This is a genomic window from Paracoccaceae bacterium (assembly GCA_012103375.1).
Lineage (GTDB): Bacteria > Pseudomonadota > Alphaproteobacteria > Rhodobacterales > Rhodobacteraceae > WLWX01.
This window is the reverse complement of sequence record WLWX01000001.1, coordinates 2,234,162-2,249,174: the sequence shown is the minus strand read 5'-3', so window position 1 is coordinate 2,249,174 and position 15,013 is coordinate 2,234,162. Positions and strand designations below refer to the sequence as shown.

Below are 15,013 nucleotides of genomic sequence, written 5' to 3'. Positions count from 1 at the left end.
GGGGACGGCATGCAGACGCATGAAAGCTCCGGCTTTGTGGACCAGCTGGAGGAAACGCTGATCGTCGGCATCCTGGGGCTGATGGTGGCCATCACATTCGCCAATGTCTTGGCGCGGTATTTCTTTAACTCCAATATCCTCTGGGCGCTGGAAACCACTGTGTTCCTGTTCGGCTGGCTGGTACTTCTGGGCGCACCCTATGCGGTCAAGAAGGGCGCGCATCTGGGCGTGGATGCGATCGTCAACCTGTTGCCGCCAGCGGCGCGTCGTGCATTGGGCCTGATCTCGGTCGTGGCCTGCATGATCTTCTCGGTATTGCTGCTGAAAGGGGCCTATGACTATTGGTCGGTCTTTGCCGATCTGCCCCCGACCAGCGGGCGCTGGTTCCCCACCGGCTTTGAAGACAAGTTCCGCAGCCAGAGTTTTTACGAAGTAGACGACATACCAATGATCGGCATTTTCGGCTTCCTGGAAGGCGCGATCAACTATGGCGAAGCATATGAAAAGCTGCCAAAGGTCGTGCCCTATTTCATCCTGCCGCTGTCCGCCGCGCTGCTGATGCTGCGTTTCTTCCAGGCAGCCATCGCGATCTGGCGCGGAGATATCGACCGGATCGTCGCCAGCCACGAAGTTGAAGACGACGATATCGAAGCGGCGCAGCGCGCCGCAACAAAGGACGTCTGAGCGATGGAGGTCGTATTTCTGTTCGCACTGGTCATCGGCCTGCTGATGATCGGTGTGCCCATCGCGGTCAGCCTGGGGCTAAGCTCGACTCTGTTCCTGCTGATGTTCTCGGACACGTCGCTGGCCTCGATCGCGCAGACGCTGTTCGAAGCGTTCGAGGGGCACTTCACCCTTCTGGCCATTCCGTTCTTCATCCTGGCGTCGTCCTTCATGACGACCGGCGGCGTCGCGCAGCGGATCATCCGGTTTTCCATTGCCTGTGTCGGGCATCTGCCCGGTGGGCTGGCCATTGCCGGGGTGTTTGCCTGCATGCTGTTTGCAGCATTGTCCGGGTCGTCGCCCGCAACCGTTGTGGCCATCGGTTCGATCGTGATCGCGGGCATGCGACAGGTCGGGTATTCCAAGGAATTCGCGGCCGGGGTGATCTGCAACGCGGGTACGCTGGGCATCCTGATCCCGCCGTCCATCGTCATGGTGGTTTATGCGGCAGCGGTCGAGGTCTCGGTCGGTCGGATGTTCCTGGCCGGGGTGTTGTCGGGGCTGCTGGCGGGGCTGATGCTGATGGTGACGATCTATGCCATCGCCAAGATCAGGAACCTGCCCAAGGGCGAATGGCGCGGCTGGACCGAGATTGCCGCATCCGGGGCCAGCGCCTTCTTTGGCCTGTTCCTGATCGTGATCATTCTGGGCGGCATCTATGGCGGCATTTTCACCCCGACCGAGGCTGCCGCCGTCGCCAGCGTCTATGCCTTCTTCGTGGCGACCTTCGTCTATCGCGACATGGGGCCGCTGACGGATCGGCCTGTTCCCGGCTCTCCGGGGGCAGCGGTTGCTATGCTGCCGCGGATGGCGCTGGATGCGGTGATCTATCTGGTGCCGTCGTTTTTTCACCGCGACACCAGGCGGGCGTTGTTCGACGCCGGACGCCTGACCGTCACGCTGCTTTTCGTGATTGCCAATGCGTTGATCCTGAAACACGTTCTGACGGACGAGCAGATCCCCCAGCACATTGCGCAGGCCATGCTGTCGGCCGGGTTTGGTCCGGTGATGTTCCTGATCATGGTCAATGTGATCCTGCTGATCGGCGGGCAATTCATGGAACCATCAGGCCTGTTGGTGATCGTCGCTCCGCTGGTGTTTCCGATTGCCATCGAACTGGGCATCGATCCGATCCACCTGGGCATCATCATGGTGGTGAACATGGAGATTGGTATGATCACGCCGCCGGTTGGGCTGAACCTGTTTGTCACCTCTGGCGTTGCGGGCATGTCGATGATGGCCGTCGTGCGCGCCGCCCTGCCGTTCCTGGCGGTGCTGTTCGTCTTCCTGATCCTGGTGACCTATGTGCCCATCATCTCGACCTTCCTGCCGACGTATTTCATGGGGCCCGAGCTGATAACAAACTGACGGTACTGCGGATGCTCCCATGCCATCGAACCCGGCGCAGGGTGGTGATGTTTCCGCCCCGAACCGGGTTTCGGTGCCTCGCGCCCTACCCTCTTGCATCCGCATGCGGCGCAGTGACAATGCGGCCATGGACCTCGCCAGTTTTGGCATCGAATAGATCGTCCGCGACCTCAAGGTGGATAAGAACGTGAAAACCACGAACGAAATCATGTGCCTGATCGTGGCGCGGGGGATGGTAGAACGATGAGTGACATTCACATCCGCCGCGACGGTGCGCTTGGCCGCATCACGCTGAACCGCCCTGATGCGCTGAATGCGCTGACCCATCAGATGTGTCTGGACATCGACGCCGCGCTTGTCGGCTGGGCCGACGATCCAAACATCAGGATGCTGCTGATCGAGGGCGAAGGCCGCAGCTTCTGTGCGGGCGGCGACATCACCGAGATGTATCGCGCCGGGTTGGCGAGCGATTTCACCTATGGCCAGCGGTTCTGGCGCGATGAATACCGGATGAACGCGCGGCTGTTCGAGTTTCCGAAGCCCGTCGCCAGCTTCTTGCAAGGCTTCACCATGGGCGGCGGCGTTGGGGTCGGGTGCCATGCCTCACACCGGATCGTCGCCGAAACCTCGAAGATCGCGATACCAGAGGTTGGCATCGGGCTTGTGCCGGACGTCGGCGGCTCCCTCCTGCTGGCGCAGGCACCCGGGCGCTGCGGCGAGTATCTGGGGCTGACGGCAGACCGGATGGGGCCAGCGGATGCGGTGCACGCCGGGTTCGCGGATTATGTCGTGCCCCAGGACCGCTGGGACGCGTTGAAGGCCGCGCTTGTCGACACCGGCGACTGGACAGCGGTGGACGCGGTGGCGACGGACCCCGGCGCGTCGAACCTGGCCGCCATGCAGCCCGCCATCGACACCCATTTCGGCGGAGAGACCTTTGGCGACATCATGCGCTCGCTTGAAACAGACGACGGCGATTTCAGCCGCCAAACGCGCGGAAAACTGGCACGGATCGCACCGCTGTCGCTGTTCTGCGCAACGCAGTTGATCCACCGCGTGCGCGTACGGCCCCAGATCCGCTATGCGCTGATTGTGTTGAAAAACTCCGAAATCAGAGCGTCGCGGATTTCTTGCGAAAACCTATGAAGCGAAATAGTCGGAAAGCTTTGACCACGAGACAGCGCATGGCTGCGCGTGAGCGCATGTAGGCGATTTGGGCCGACCCCCGCGCCAAAAATTTAGGATCGGGCTGCATGGAAAGAAAAATCATCGTTCAGGCCCTAAAACGGAGTTTTTCAACACAATCCGCTGGAACAGGAATTTCGCATCACGGCGCGATCCATGGAACATGGCGACTTCATCGAAGGCATCCGCGCCAAGATCATCGACCGGGACGACACGCCGATGTGGCGGCATGCCTCCTGGCGGGACGTGAAAATGGCCGAGGTCGCGGCCATGATGCAGCCGCTGCGCGATACCGGGCTGACATTCGAAGGGGGTCAGACATGAAGATCGGCTTTATCGGGCTTGGTAACATGGGCGCACCGATGGCGGCCAACCTTGCGGCGGCCGGGCATCAGGTCAGCGGGTTCGACACCGCCGCCCCCTGCCCAGCGGGCGTGTCGCCTGCTGAGAGCGCCGCGAATGCAGCCAGGGATGCCGAGGTGGTCATAACCATGCTGCCGAACGGCGCGATCCTGCGCACCGTGGCCGACGAAATATTACCGTCGATGGCGCGGGGGGCGGTGCATCTGGATTGCTCGACCGTTGATGTGACAAGCGCGCGCGACGTCGCGGCGCAGGCGGCGGATTTTGGCGTCGATGCCTTGGATGCGCCCGTGTCCGGGGGCACCGGCGGGGCCTCGGCTGGGACGCTGACTTTCATGGTGGGCGGGTCTGATGCGGCATTCGCAACCGTCCGTCCGCTGTTCGATGTGATGGGTCAGAGGGCGGTACATTGCGGCCCGGCGGGCAACGGACAGGCCGCAAAGATCTGCAACAACATGATCCTGGGTGTGACGATGATCGCAACGTGCGAGGCATTCGCGCTCGCCGACAAGTTGGGCCTTGACAATCAGGCGATGTTCGACGTGGTTTCAACCTCTTCCGGGCAAAGCTGGTCGATGAATACCTACTGCCCGGCCCCCGGCGTCGGCCCAACCTCGCCCGCCGACAACGGGTATCAACCCGGCTTTGCTGCCGATCTGATGCTGAAGGATCTGCGCCTGTCGCAGGAGGCTGCCGAAGGGGTCGACGCCGACACCCCCCTTGGGGCCGCCGCGCGTGACCTATATGCGCAATTCGTCGAGGCCGAGGGCGGCGCCGGGCGCGATTTCTCGGCAATGCTGCCAAGGTTTGCGGGACGCGAGCGCAGCTAGTGCGCCATCAATTTGATCGGCGAAAATGTTCGAGGACAATCGCCCGATCTTAGCAGGGCGCGCGCCGGACCGGCGGGCTGGCGCAGCGACGGTTGACGGGCATGATTTATGGGGAGGTGTTAGCCGTCAACTATCCCGGATGTGACCACCTCGAACCGGCGCCAGACCGGTGGGGCCGGTCCGGCGTGCGCGCCTCGCGCCTTTGGCGCGCACAGGGCGCAGGGAATTCCTGAAGAGATTCAGGTTTTCAGGATTGTGCAGCTAAGCGGGCTTGTCGTCCGGCTTTGGCGTTTTCTTTTTCGCGACCTTCTTGCCAGGTTTGTTTGCAGCATCGGCTGCATTTCCGGTTGCCTTTGCGGCAGGCTTTTTCGCGGGCGACTTCTTCGCCGGCTTTGCCTTCGTCGTCTTTGCCGTCGTTTTCTTCGCTGGGGATTTCTTCGCAGCCGCCTTATTTTCCGCTGGCTTCTTCGCTGCCGGTTTTTTGACCGCGGGTTTCTTCGCCTGAGCGGTCTTTGTCGCCGGTTCCGCGGATGGCGCCGTCTTTGCATCCGCAATCCCAGCAGCGGGCGCTTTCGCGGCGCGAGGTTTCCCGGCCGGTTCTGCTTTGGCAACAGGCGGGGCTTTTCCGGCTGCAGGTTTCACGCGCGCAGTGGTCGCCGCTGTCGGCCTGGCGGCAGGTCTCGCCGCATCCGCCACATCGGCCCGTTTCGGCGCGGTGCTGCCAGCAGCCCTACGCGGAGACGCCGCCGTATCATCGCCATAGGGCCGCATGCGCGGTGGCGGCGCTTTGGGCGCGGGTGCGGCCTTGGCCGGGGGTGGTGAATTTGGCGGTACCTGAGCTTTCGGCATCGCCGGACCACTCCCCGCCGTGGCTGAACCTGCGGGTTGCCCGGATTTGTCGGGGTCGTCTGTCGGATGCCTTGCCGGGGGCGCTGTCACTGGCTTGACCGAGTGGGCCGGGCCGGATTCCCGCGCAATCGGCGCGCCGATGATCCCATCTGGCCGGGGTGCCGCGGATTTCGGGGCTTTGGGAAATGCGGGCTTTTCGGCTTCGGGCGCAGGCCGCGCTGCCAACGGCGGCACGGGCGTGGTTAATGTCAGGGGCCGTTGCGGCTCTGGCCTAGGCGGTGCAGGCTCGGGCGGTGCAGGCTTTGCGGCCTCGGCTCCCTGCGCGGCCCCTTCCGCGCCCGCCGTCCGCCCGAACGTGATCCGAGAGGTCTTGAGCCGCGACCCGACCGCAGGCTTGGCGCGCGGGATCACCGGTTTGGGTGTGCGTTTGGGTTCTTCCGGCGCCCCCGCGACAGCCAGCGGCGGCACCTCGGGGACCGAGACATGTTGCGGCTTGTCCGCTGCCGCCGCGGTCACATCGTGGCGGTACAGCCAGTCAAACCGGCCCAGTGCCGCGCGGGGGCTGAACAGGCTGCCCAGCCGCAGCCCATTGTGGGCCGCGAACCGCAGAAGCGGATTGCGCAGATGATAATTGCGCGCATTTGCATTGGCGGCACGGATCGCGCGTTTGACGCGTTCGACCCTGCGTTCCTGAAACGTGGTCAGGGCCGCCGAAACGCCCGGCGCGTCGGCCAGCGTGTCGGCCAGAACCCAGGCATCTTCCAGCGCCAGATTTGCCCCCTGCGCCAGAAACGGAAGCGTCGGATGTGCCGCGTCGCCGACCAGAACCAGCGATCCGCCATGCCAGCGCGCCGGAACCTCGTGCCGGAACAACCCCCACAAATGGGCCTTGTCGACCTTGGCAAGCCAACCCGGCACCGGCCCGCCGAAGTGATTGAACGCCCGGCGCATCTGGTCGGGGTCGCCGCTGGCGGTCCAGCTTTCCTCGGCCCAGTCTTCACGCTCATCAACCGCGACGATGTTGCGCCGCCCGCCGGGCAAGGGATAACTGACCAGATGCCGCCCCGGGGCCATGAAAACCTGCGCGACGGCGGGCGCGTCACCGTCATCCCTGATCAACGCGCGCCAGGCGACCTGGCCGGTGAAAAACGGCGTCGCCGCGCCGCCCAGCGTCTGCCGCCCGAGCGAGTGCAACCCGTCCGCCGCTATCACGATTGCCGCTTCAATCGTGCGCCCGTCCGCTGTGTTGAGGATGGTTTTCTGGGGCCGGGTTTCGATACGGACAACGCGCGCACCAGTGCGCACTTCGGCCCCGACCCGTTCGACACCTTCGCGCATGATGCGGATCAGATCGGTGCGCGGGATCGCCAGCCAATTGCCCGCAGACGGGTTTTTACTCAGCCCCAGTCGCAGCACCGACGCGCCCTTGCGGTGGTCGTGCAGGCTGACATCGTCCAGCGGCAAACCCGCATCGCGTGCGCGTGTGCCCAGGCCAAGCGCATCCAGAACCGCCATGCCGTTGGGGGTGATCTGCAACCCGGCCCCGATTTCGATAAGGTCGGGTGCCTGTTCCACAACGATCGGGCGCGCCCCAAGCAGGGCAAGCGCCCGCGCCGTCGCCAATCCGGCAACACCCGCGCCCAAAACGGCAATCTTGCGATTATTCAACTTCATGTCATCTGGTCATACCGCCGCGCCCGGCCCATGCAAAGCCTGCAAAAACGAAAGGCACCCGCGCGTTGCACCGATGCCCTGACCTATCGCATGACGCTGGGATCAGTCGTCGCGGTGGACTTTTTCGCGCCGCTCATGACGTTCCTGCGCCTCTAGCGACAGCGTCGCGATGGGACGCGCATCCAGCCGCTTGAGCGAAATCGGCTCTCCGGTATCTTCGCAATAGCCGTATTCGCCCTGATCAATCCGTCGCAGCGCGCTGTCGATTTTCGACACCAGCTTGCGCTGACGATCACGGGTCCGCAGCTCGAGCGAGCGATCCGTCTCTTCGCTGGCACGGTCGGCAACGTCGGCGATATTTCGCGTGGTATCCTGCAACCCTTCCAGCGTGTTGCGGCTGTCATCCAGAAGCTCTTCTTTCCAGGCCATCAGTTTGCGGCGGAAATATTCAGTCTGGCGGTCGTTCATGAAGGGCTCATCCTCGGCAGGACGATAATCTTCCGGTAAAAAAACCTCGGCCTTCATGGCTTCCCCTTACTTTAATTGGCAGGCGGTCCCGAGGGCCAACGGCGGCCCGGCAGATCGCTGCGGCAGTCGCTTTGGGCGGGGCATACCGGATGGCGCGCGGCTTGTCACGCCCCCTTTGGGGGTGGTTGCCGCTTCGTGATTGCCGCGATAGGAATGGCGCCGGAAAATGGCGTGAAACCACGGAAAACCCATATGAAATTCACTGGCACCGATGCTTATGTCGCGACCGATGACCTGACTGTCGTGGTGAATGCGGCCGTTACGCTGGAACGCCCGCTGCTGGTCAAGGGCGAACCGGGCACCGGCAAAACCGAGCTTGCGCGCCAGGTGGCGGGTGCCCTGGGGATGGAGCTGATCGAGTGGCACGTCAAATCCACCACACGCGCGCAGCAAGGCCTTTATGAATACGATGCTGTCAGCCGGTTGCGCGACAGCCAGTTGGGCGAAGACCGCGTGCATGATGTCGCCAACTACATCAAACGCGGCAAGCTGTGGCAGGCCTTCGCCGCAGACAATCGCGTTGTGCTGCTGATTGACGAGATCGACAAGGCCGATATCGAGTTTCCGAATGACCTGCTGCAAGAACTCGACCGGATGGAATTCCACGTCTACGAAACCGGCGAAACCGTTACCGCGCGCCAGCGCCCGGTGGTCATCATCACTTCGAACAACGAAAAGGAACTGCCTGACGCGTTCCTGCGCCGCTGCTTCTTCCATTACATCCGCTTTCCGGAAATGGAGACGATGAAACGCATTGTCGAGGTACATTTTCCGGGCCTGAAAGACCGCCTGCTGACCGCCGCGCTGACGCAATTTTATGAGGTGCGCGAGACGCCGGGGCTGAAAAAGAAACCCTCAACCTCTGAGGTGTTGGACTGGCTGAAACTGCTGCTGGCCGAGGATCTGGCCCCCGAAGACCTGCGCGGGGATGCCAGGGACGCCCTGCCCCGCCTGCATGGCGCGCTGCTGAAGAACGAACAGGACGTGGCACTGTTTGAACGTCTGGCCTTCATGGCTCGATCGGGGCGTTAGGTCGCGCAGGCCCCTCAATTTTACCGCACGGTTTTCGACGTAAGTGAAATGCGGCAGGCAAAACCCGATTGAATGGCCATCCGCGCGCGATTGCGATAGTCAAAGCGAACCAATCCTCTTGCAGCCAAGACGAAACCCCGATGATCCATATTCGCCCCCTGACCGCTGCCGACGAAGCCGATTGGCGCCGCCTCTGGACCGGATACCTGGAATACTACGAATCATCGGTGACTGAGGAGGTGTATCAGACCACTTTCGCGCACCTTCTGGGCGACGACCCGCAGGATTTCCACGGATTGATTGCTGAGGTTGACGGGGTGCCTGTCGGGCTTACCCACTACCTGTTTCACCGCCACGCCTGGAAAGTGGAAAATGTGTGTTATCTGCAAGATCTCTATACCGATCCGTCAGTGCGCGGAACCGGCGCGGGCCGCGCACTGATCGAAGCCGTCTATGCTGCTGCGGATGCTGCCGGATGCCCGTCGGTTTACTGGCTGACGCAGGACTTTAATGCCACAGCACGCAGACTTTATGACCGCGTCGGCTGTCTTACGCCATTTATCCGCTATAACCGCCCGGCATGACACGGATTTTCGCCCTTTTCGCCCTGGTGGCCATGACCGCCTGCGCAGATGTGACCCTGCCGCTGAGTGATTTTGCGGGGCGGCGCGATACCTCCCCCTCGACCCTTCCGGCGATGAAAACATTCGCAACGGCCCGCCCGGCGCGACCCGCGCGTTCAAATACAGCGCTGGCCAAAGACTTCCTGGATCTTGCGTTCATGTTGGAAAGTGGTCGTACCCTGCCGGTGCTGACCCGGTTCGAAGGGCCGGTTACGATCCGCGTCACGGGGCGCCCGCCTGCCGGATTGAACCGCGATCTGGGCAAACTGCTGGCGCGGCTGCGCAGCGAGGCGGGGATCGACATCACTCAGGTCAGCCCCGGCACCGCTGCAAACATCACGGTCGAGGTTGTGCCCCGTGGCAAGCTGCAACGCGCAGTCCCGCAAGCCGCCTGTTTCGTCGTGCCGCGTATCAGCAGCTGGGACGAATTCCGCCGCAACCGGCGCGGCGCGCTGACCGATTGGACCACCCTGCAAGTGCGCGAACGGATGGCGATATTCATCCCCGGCGACGTCGCCCCGCAAGAGGTCCGCGATTGCCTGCATGAAGAGGTTGCACAGTCACTCGGGCCCCTCAACGACCTCTATCGCCTCAGCGACAGCGTCTTCAATGGCGACAATTTCCACACCGTTCTGACCGGTTTTGACATGCTGATCCTGCGCGCATTCTATGCGCCCGAGTTGCGGTCAGGCATGACGCGCGCCGAAGTTGCCGCCAAGCTGCCCGCCGTGCTTGCGCGGATCAATCCCGCTGGCCAGAACAAGCGCCGCGCCGTGCGCGCCGATACCAATCGCGATTGGATTGATGCCATCGAAAGCGCTTTGGGGCCCAGCATTTCAAGCAGTGGGCGGCGCGCGGCGGCCAAACGCGCGGTCGCAATTGCCAAACGCGAGGGCTGGAACGACAACCGTCTGGCCTTCAGCCTGTTCGCGCTTGGCCGGCTGACGCTGTCGTCGGATCCCGATCTGGCGCTCGCCTCCTTCCTGCATTCCGGCTCGATCTATGCCGCGCGCAGCGAAACCCATCTGCATGCGGCCCATGTATCCATGCAACTGGCGGCCTTTGCCCTGTCTGCGGGAGACGCAGAAGCGGCGATCAGCATCGTTGATGCCAACGCCCCTGTTGTTGAGCGGTCCGAGAATGCGGCCCTTCTGGCAACGCTGCTGATGGTCAAGGCCGAGGCGCTGGACCTGACCGAACGTGCTGCCGAAGCCCGCGTCGTGCGGACCGAGGCATTGGGCTGGGCGCGATATGGCTTTGGAGCCGACCGCGTCGTCCGCGCGCGCGTATCCGAAATCGCGGCCCTGTCGCCACGCCGTGGCCGGGTGCCGTTATGATTATCATCGCCGGCCTGATCATCGGCGCTGTCTTTGGCGCAACGCAGGCGCGACGCGCCAAGGGCAATCGCAAGGATATGGCGCAATACGCCGCCGCCTATGGCATCGCCTTCGGGATCGTCGCGCTGTTCCTTACGCTGTTCATCGACCGCCTGCTATAGCCGGGTGGCCTGACGATGTTCGGCCATTTCTTCGACACGCTGCGCCGCACCGGCGTTCCGGTCACACCGCGCGAATACCTGGTCTTTCTGGAAGCCATGGACGCCGGGCTGGCGACCTATGACGTTGACGCGTTCTATTACCTTGCCCGTGCCACGCTGGTGAAAGACGAAACCAAGATCGACCGCTTTGACCGCGCCTTTTCGGATGCGTTCAAGGGGCTGGCGGACATCACGCCCGAGGCGGTGATCGACGCATTGGATCTGCCCACCGACTGGTTGGAAAAACTCGCCGAGAAGCACCTGACGGCCGAAGAACGGGCGGAGGTTGAGGCGCTCGGCGGTTTCGATAAGCTGATGGAAACGTTGAAGAAACGGCTGGAGGAACAGAAGGGCCGGCATCAGGGCGGCTCCAAATGGGTGGGGACCGCCGGGACATCGCCGTTCGGGGCCTATGGCTACAACCCCGAAGGCGTGCGGATCGGACAGGACGAAAGCCGCCATCAGCGCGCCGTCAAAGTCTGGGACCGGCGAGAGTTTGCAAATCTGGACGACACCCGTGAACTTGGCACGCGGACCATGAAAATCGCCCTGAAGCGCCTGCGCCGCTGGGCGCGTGAGGGCGCGCATCAGGAACTGGACCTGGACCGCACCATCCGCGCCACCGCGCGCGAGGGGTTTCTGGACGTCAAAACCCGCATTGAACGACGCAACGCGGTGCGCGTCCTGCTGTTTCTGGACGTCGGTGGGTCAATGGATCCGCATGTCCGGATGGTCGAAGACCTGTTCAGCGCAGCACGCAGCGAATTCAAACATCTTGAGGCGTTCTATTTCCACAACTGCCTTTATGAGGGCGTGTGGCGCGACAACCACCGCCGCTGGAACGCCCAGACTCCGACCACGGACCTGCTGCACAAATACGGATCCGACTGGACCGCGATTTTCGTCGGCGATGCCTCGATGAGCCCTTATGAAATTGCCGTGAAAGGCGGCGCAAACGAACATTGGAACGCCGAAGCGGGCAGCACCTGGCTGACCCGTGCAGCGGAACACTGGCCCCGCCACCTGTGGATCAATCCGGTGGCCGAGGATCACTGGCGCTATACCCAAAGCATCGCCATGGTGCAGGAACTGTGGGGCGCGGACCGCATGGTGCCGCTGACTCTGGACGGGTTGGCGCGCGGGATGAAAAAGCTATCCTAAAGCAGACGTGACAAACGCCACCCCCGCCCCCATATAGCAGATATGCTCAAGTTTACCCCAATCCTGCTGGCAATCCTTTATGCCGTTGTGATGTATCGCTTTTCCGCCTGGCGGATGGGCAAGCAACTGGATGAACAGTCGACCGAACTGGCCGATCCGATGCTGAAAGTGCTGACGGATCGGATGGCCGAAGCCCTGGATCTGAAACGCATCCGGGTTCACATTTACGAGATTGAGCCGGTGAACGGCCTGGCCGCACCTGATGGGCGGATCTTCATCACGCGGGGGTTCTTCAACAAATACCGCAACGGTGATGTGACCGCCGATGAAATGGCGAGTGTGATTGCCCATGAACTCGGTCACGTCGCGCTGGGGCATTCACGCCGCCGGATGATCGATTTTTCGGGACAAAACGCCCTCAGAACCGCGCTGGCGATGGTGCTGGGCCGGTTCATTCCGGGCTTTGGGGTGATGATTGCCAATTTCCTTGGCACGCTTCTGGCGGCACGTCTGTCACGCGGTGATGAGTATGAGGCGGACGCCTATGCCAGTGCGCTGCTGGTCAAGGCGGGTATCGGAACCGGGCCGCAGAAATCACTGTTTCAGAAGCTGGAAAAACTGACCGGCGCACGCGGTGCCGCGACCCCGGCGTGGTTGCTGAGCCATCCAAAAACGGCCGAACGTATCGCCGCCATCGAAAAACTGGAATCGGGCTGGGCGATCAAGTGACCGGCGCAACGGCCCGTCTTGCGGAGGTGGGCTGAAACGCGCGCAGTGCAACCGCCACGAAGTCCGACCAACTGCGCGCAAAACGCCAATATTTTCACACCACAGGGATCAACGGGTCAGCCGCCCCTGGCCCCTACCCCTTTTCCACAATCGGTAGGGCGGTGGTGAATTTCAACTCCTCCATGCTCAGCAGTGCAGTGACGTTGAATATCCGCACTTCGGCGATCAGCGCCTGATAGAATTCGTCATAGGCGCGCGCGTTCGCCACCCGGACCTTCAGGATATAGTCGATATCGCCCGCCAGCCGGTGCGCTTCCATCACCTCGGGTCGGTCCCGCAGCGCCTTGAGGAATTTGGCCTGCCAGTCAGCCTCATGCTCGCTGGTGCGGACAAGCACGAAGAAACACGCATCAAACCCCAACGCCTCGGCATCCAGCAGAACGGTTGTGGCGCCGACAACCCCGCCTTCGCGCAGCTTGCGAATCCGGTTCCACACCGGCGTCTTTGATGACCCGACTTTTCTAGCAATCTCGTCCAGGGACTGCCCGGCATCCCGCTGCAGCTCGGACAGGATTTTCCTGTCCGTCTCATCAATCCGAACAGCCATTCTGCCAAACCCTCTTTTCCGGTGAAAACAGTTCTTCTGACCGCATTTATAGAACAATTGTTCTTATTCGCAAGCGCTACTAGCGTAAAAACGGAACAATATCCTAGATTGGAGGGAAGAAATCGAAAGGCCGCGCCATGAAGCATTTTCCGATCTTCCTGAACGTCGCGGGCCAGCGCATCGTGCTGGCCGGCGGTTCCGAGGCCGCGCTGGCCAAGCTGCGCCTGCTGCTGAAAACCGAAGCGCAGATCGAGGTTTTCGCCAAATCACCCGACCCGCAGATCACGCAGTGGGCCGCCGAAGGGCGTCTGGTGCTGACCAGGCGCGCACTGGTCGCTGGCGACGTCATCGGAGCCGCGCTGTTCTATGCCGCCAGTGAGGATGATGGCGAAGATGCCCGCACTGCCGCGATTGCCCGGGCCGAAGGCGCGCTGGTCAACATGGTGGACAACCTGGCGGACAGTCAGTTCATCACCCCCGCAATCGTGGATCGTGACCCGGTGACCGTCGCCATCGGGACCGAAGGTGCGGCCCCGGTTCTGGCCCGGGCGATCAAGGCCGATCTGGAAGAACGCCTGCCGCCCTCACTGGGCCGTCTGACGCAGATCGGGCAGGCGTTCCGCCAGGCCGCGATGGCGCTTCCGTTTGGTCGGGCGCGCCGCGATTTCTGGGCAGACTATTTTTTCCGCACCGGGCCAAGGGCGCTGGAACAGGGTGAGGTCGCCGCCGCGGACGCGCTGCCGGAGTTGTTGAACGCGCATCTGAACACCGAAGCCCGCGACGGCCACGTGATCTTTGTCGGCGCAGGCCCCGGTGACCCCGAACTGCTGACGCTGAAGGCCCGCACAGCGCTGGACCGCGCCGATGTGGTGATCCACGACGGGCTTGTCGCGCCCGAAATACTGGAGCTTGCCCGGCGTGAGGCGACCCTGATCGCCGTCGGCAAGACCGGATTTGGCAAATCCACCCCGCAGGGCGACATCAACGCCGCGATGGTGGAAAACGCCGCGAAAGGCTTGGAGGTCGTGCGCCTGAAGTCCGGTGACCCCGCCGTTTTCGGACGTCTGGATGAAGAAATCGAAGCGCTGACCGCCGCAGGCATCGCCTTCTCGATCATTTCCGGCCTTACCGCCGCCTCGGCCGCTGCCGCGACCATGGGTCAAAGCCTGACGCAACGGGGGCGTAACTCTGCCGCCCGACTGATCACCGCGCATGACACCAAGGGCTACGCCGAACAGGACTGGCGCGCGCTGGCCCGCCCCGGTGAGGTTGCCGCGATCTATATGGGCAAGCGCGCCGCACGGTTTGTGCAGGGGCGTTTGCTGATGCACGGCGCGGACCCGGCAACGCCCGTGGGGATTGTGGAAAACGCCTCTCGTCCCGACGAACGGGTCATCTCGACCACATTGGCCGCCCTGCCCGGCACCCTGAACGCCGCCAATCTGACCGGCCCCGCCGTCATCATGCTGGGCCTTGCCCGGCGCTTGGAAACCGCAAATCAGAGGACCGCCTGATGCCACGCCCCTACACCGCGAAAGTCATCACCGCCAATGCCCTGATCGAGGGCGACCCGATCTGGCTGACCGAGGATGACCGCTGGACCCGCGACATTGCCGAGGCCGAGTTGATCGAGGACGAAGCCCATGGTCAACTGCGCCTGCTGTTCGCCGAAAGTCAGCCTGACGCCATCGTCGGCGCCTATCTGGCCGACGCAGAACCCACCCCCACCGGACCCGCCGCAAGCCACATCCGTGAACGCATCCGCGCCACGGGTCCGACCGTGCCCTACGGCGTCTGAGGAGGA

General features: G+C 62.8%; 14 protein-coding genes and 1 pseudogene. 12 read left to right on the top strand and 3 right to left on the bottom strand.

Annotation, left to right across the window (positions count from 1 at the left end):
- Positions 1–9: 9 nt before the first annotated feature.
- From GKR99_11470 to mmsB, 5 genes are all read left to right on the top strand, one after another.
- Positions 10–684 carry a TRAP transporter small permease subunit gene (locus GKR99_11470; protein ID NKB28129.1) on the top strand — a complete coding sequence of 225 codons (675 nt, stop codon included), beginning with the start codon at positions 10–12 and terminating at the stop codon, positions 682–684.
- A 3-nt stretch (positions 685–687) separates the two neighbouring features.
- Positions 688–2,091, top strand: coding sequence for a TRAP transporter large permease subunit (locus GKR99_11465; GenBank protein NKB28128.1), 1,404 nt, complete (start codon positions 688–690; stop codon positions 2,089–2,091).
- Between the two features lie 243 nt (positions 2,092–2,334).
- A complete protein-coding gene (locus GKR99_11460) occupies positions 2,335–3,237 on the top strand; it encodes an enoyl-CoA hydratase/isomerase family protein (GenBank protein ID NKB28127.1) in 903 nt (300 codons plus the stop codon).
- A gap of 195 nt (positions 3,238–3,432) precedes the next feature.
- Complete coding sequence (locus tag GKR99_11455) at positions 3,433–3,600, top strand: hypothetical protein (protein NKB28126.1); 168 nt, start codon at positions 3,433–3,435, stop codon at positions 3,598–3,600.
- The gene (gene mmsB / locus GKR99_11450; GenBank protein ID NKB28125.1) at positions 3,597–4,469 is read left to right on the top strand and encodes a 3-hydroxyisobutyrate dehydrogenase; all 873 of its coding nucleotides are present in this window, start codon (positions 3,597–3,599) and stop codon (positions 4,467–4,469) included. Before GKR99_11455 ends, mmsB begins: the two co-directional genes overlap by 4 nt.
- Before the next feature lie 1,350 nt (positions 4,470–5,819).
- On the opposite strand, the pseudogene GKR99_11445 reads toward mmsB, so the two are convergent.
- Together GKR99_11445 and dksA are read right to left on the bottom strand one after the other, a co-directional pair.
- Positions 5,820–6,992, bottom strand: a pseudogene (locus GKR99_11445) (monooxygenase).
- A gap of 102 nt (positions 6,993–7,094) precedes the next feature.
- Positions 7,095–7,517: an RNA polymerase-binding protein DksA gene (gene dksA, locus GKR99_11440; protein NKB28124.1), complete on the bottom strand. Its 423-nt coding sequence runs from the start codon at positions 7,515–7,517 to the stop codon at positions 7,095–7,097.
- A 195-nt stretch (positions 7,518–7,712) separates the two neighbouring features.
- On the opposite strand from dksA, the gene GKR99_11435 reads away from it, so the two are divergent.
- The 5 genes from GKR99_11435 (at position 7,713) to GKR99_11415 (ending at position 12,602) form a co-directional block, all read left to right on the top strand.
- Positions 7,713–8,552: an AAA family ATPase gene (locus GKR99_11435; GenBank protein NKB28123.1), complete on the top strand. Its 840-nt coding sequence runs from the start codon at positions 7,713–7,715 to the stop codon at positions 8,550–8,552.
- Positions 8,553–8,692: 140 nt separating this feature from the next.
- Positions 8,693–9,136, top strand: a complete 444-nt coding sequence (locus GKR99_11430) for a GNAT family N-acetyltransferase (GenBank protein NKB28122.1) — start codon at positions 8,693–8,695, stop codon at positions 9,134–9,136.
- Positions 9,133–10,512 (top strand): DUF2927 domain-containing protein, encoded by a 1,380-nt coding sequence (locus tag GKR99_11425; protein ID NKB28121.1) that lies wholly within the window; start codon positions 9,133–9,135, stop codon positions 10,510–10,512. The genes GKR99_11430 and GKR99_11425 overlap by 4 nt, the downstream gene beginning before the upstream one ends.
- Before the next feature lie 176 nt (positions 10,513–10,688).
- Complete coding sequence (locus GKR99_11420) at positions 10,689–11,873, top strand: VWA domain-containing protein (protein ID NKB28120.1); 1,185 nt, start codon at positions 10,689–10,691, stop codon at positions 11,871–11,873.
- Between the two features lie 42 nt (positions 11,874–11,915).
- Entirely contained in the window at positions 11,916–12,602 is a 687-nt protein-coding gene (locus GKR99_11415; protein NKB28119.1) for a M48 family metalloprotease, read from the top strand.
- Positions 12,603–12,735: 133 nt separating this feature from the next.
- Here the strand turns inward: GKR99_11415 and GKR99_11410 are convergent, their stop codons facing one another.
- Positions 12,736–13,209 (bottom strand): AsnC family transcriptional regulator, encoded by a 474-nt coding sequence (locus tag GKR99_11410; GenBank protein ID NKB28118.1) that lies wholly within the window; start codon positions 13,207–13,209, stop codon positions 12,736–12,738.
- Between the two features lie 137 nt (positions 13,210–13,346).
- On the opposite strand from GKR99_11410, the gene cobA reads away from it, so the two are divergent.
- Together cobA and GKR99_11400 are read left to right on the top strand one after the other, a co-directional pair.
- On the top strand, positions 13,347–14,723 hold the full coding sequence (gene cobA, locus GKR99_11405; GenBank protein NKB28117.1) for a uroporphyrinogen-III C-methyltransferase: 1,377 nt from the start codon (positions 13,347–13,349) through the stop codon (positions 14,721–14,723).
- Positions 14,723–15,007 (top strand): DUF2849 domain-containing protein, encoded by a 285-nt coding sequence (locus tag GKR99_11400; GenBank protein ID NKB28116.1) that lies wholly within the window; start codon positions 14,723–14,725, stop codon positions 15,005–15,007. Before cobA ends, GKR99_11400 begins: the two co-directional genes overlap by 1 nt.
- The last annotated feature ends 6 nt before the right edge of the window (positions 15,008–15,013 follow it).

Bases quoted from the DNA above. Each gene is read 5' to 3' on its own strand.
- GKR99_11470 (NKB28129.1), top strand. From the start codon at position 10: ATGCAGACGCATGAAAGCTCCGGCTTTGTGGACCAGCTGGAGGAAACG.
- GKR99_11465 (NKB28128.1), top strand. From the start codon at position 688: ATGGAGGTCGTATTTCTGTTCGCACTGGTCATCGGCCTGCTGATGATC.
- GKR99_11460 (NKB28127.1), top strand. From the start codon at position 2,335: ATGAGTGACATTCACATCCGCCGCGACGGTGCGCTTGGCCGCATCACG.
- GKR99_11455 (NKB28126.1), top strand. From the start codon at position 3,433: ATGGAACATGGCGACTTCATCGAAGGCATCCGCGCCAAGATCATCGAC.
- mmsB (NKB28125.1), top strand. From the start codon at position 3,597: ATGAAGATCGGCTTTATCGGGCTTGGTAACATGGGCGCACCGATGGCG.
- dksA (NKB28124.1), bottom strand. From the start codon at position 7,517: ATGAAGGCCGAGGTTTTTTTACCGGAAGATTATCGTCCTGCCGAGGAT.
- GKR99_11435 (NKB28123.1), top strand. From the start codon at position 7,713: ATGAAATTCACTGGCACCGATGCTTATGTCGCGACCGATGACCTGACT.
- GKR99_11430 (NKB28122.1), top strand. From the start codon at position 8,693: ATGATCCATATTCGCCCCCTGACCGCTGCCGACGAAGCCGATTGGCGC.
- GKR99_11425 (NKB28121.1), top strand. From the start codon at position 9,133: ATGACACGGATTTTCGCCCTTTTCGCCCTGGTGGCCATGACCGCCTGC.
- GKR99_11420 (NKB28120.1), top strand. From the start codon at position 10,689: ATGTTCGGCCATTTCTTCGACACGCTGCGCCGCACCGGCGTTCCGGTC.
- GKR99_11415 (NKB28119.1), top strand. From the start codon at position 11,916: ATGCTCAAGTTTACCCCAATCCTGCTGGCAATCCTTTATGCCGTTGTG.
- GKR99_11410 (NKB28118.1), bottom strand. From the start codon at position 13,209: ATGGCTGTTCGGATTGATGAGACGGACAGGAAAATCCTGTCCGAGCTG.
- cobA (NKB28117.1), top strand. From the start codon at position 13,347: ATGAAGCATTTTCCGATCTTCCTGAACGTCGCGGGCCAGCGCATCGTG.
- GKR99_11400 (NKB28116.1), top strand. From the start codon at position 14,723: ATGCCACGCCCCTACACCGCGAAAGTCATCACCGCCAATGCCCTGATC.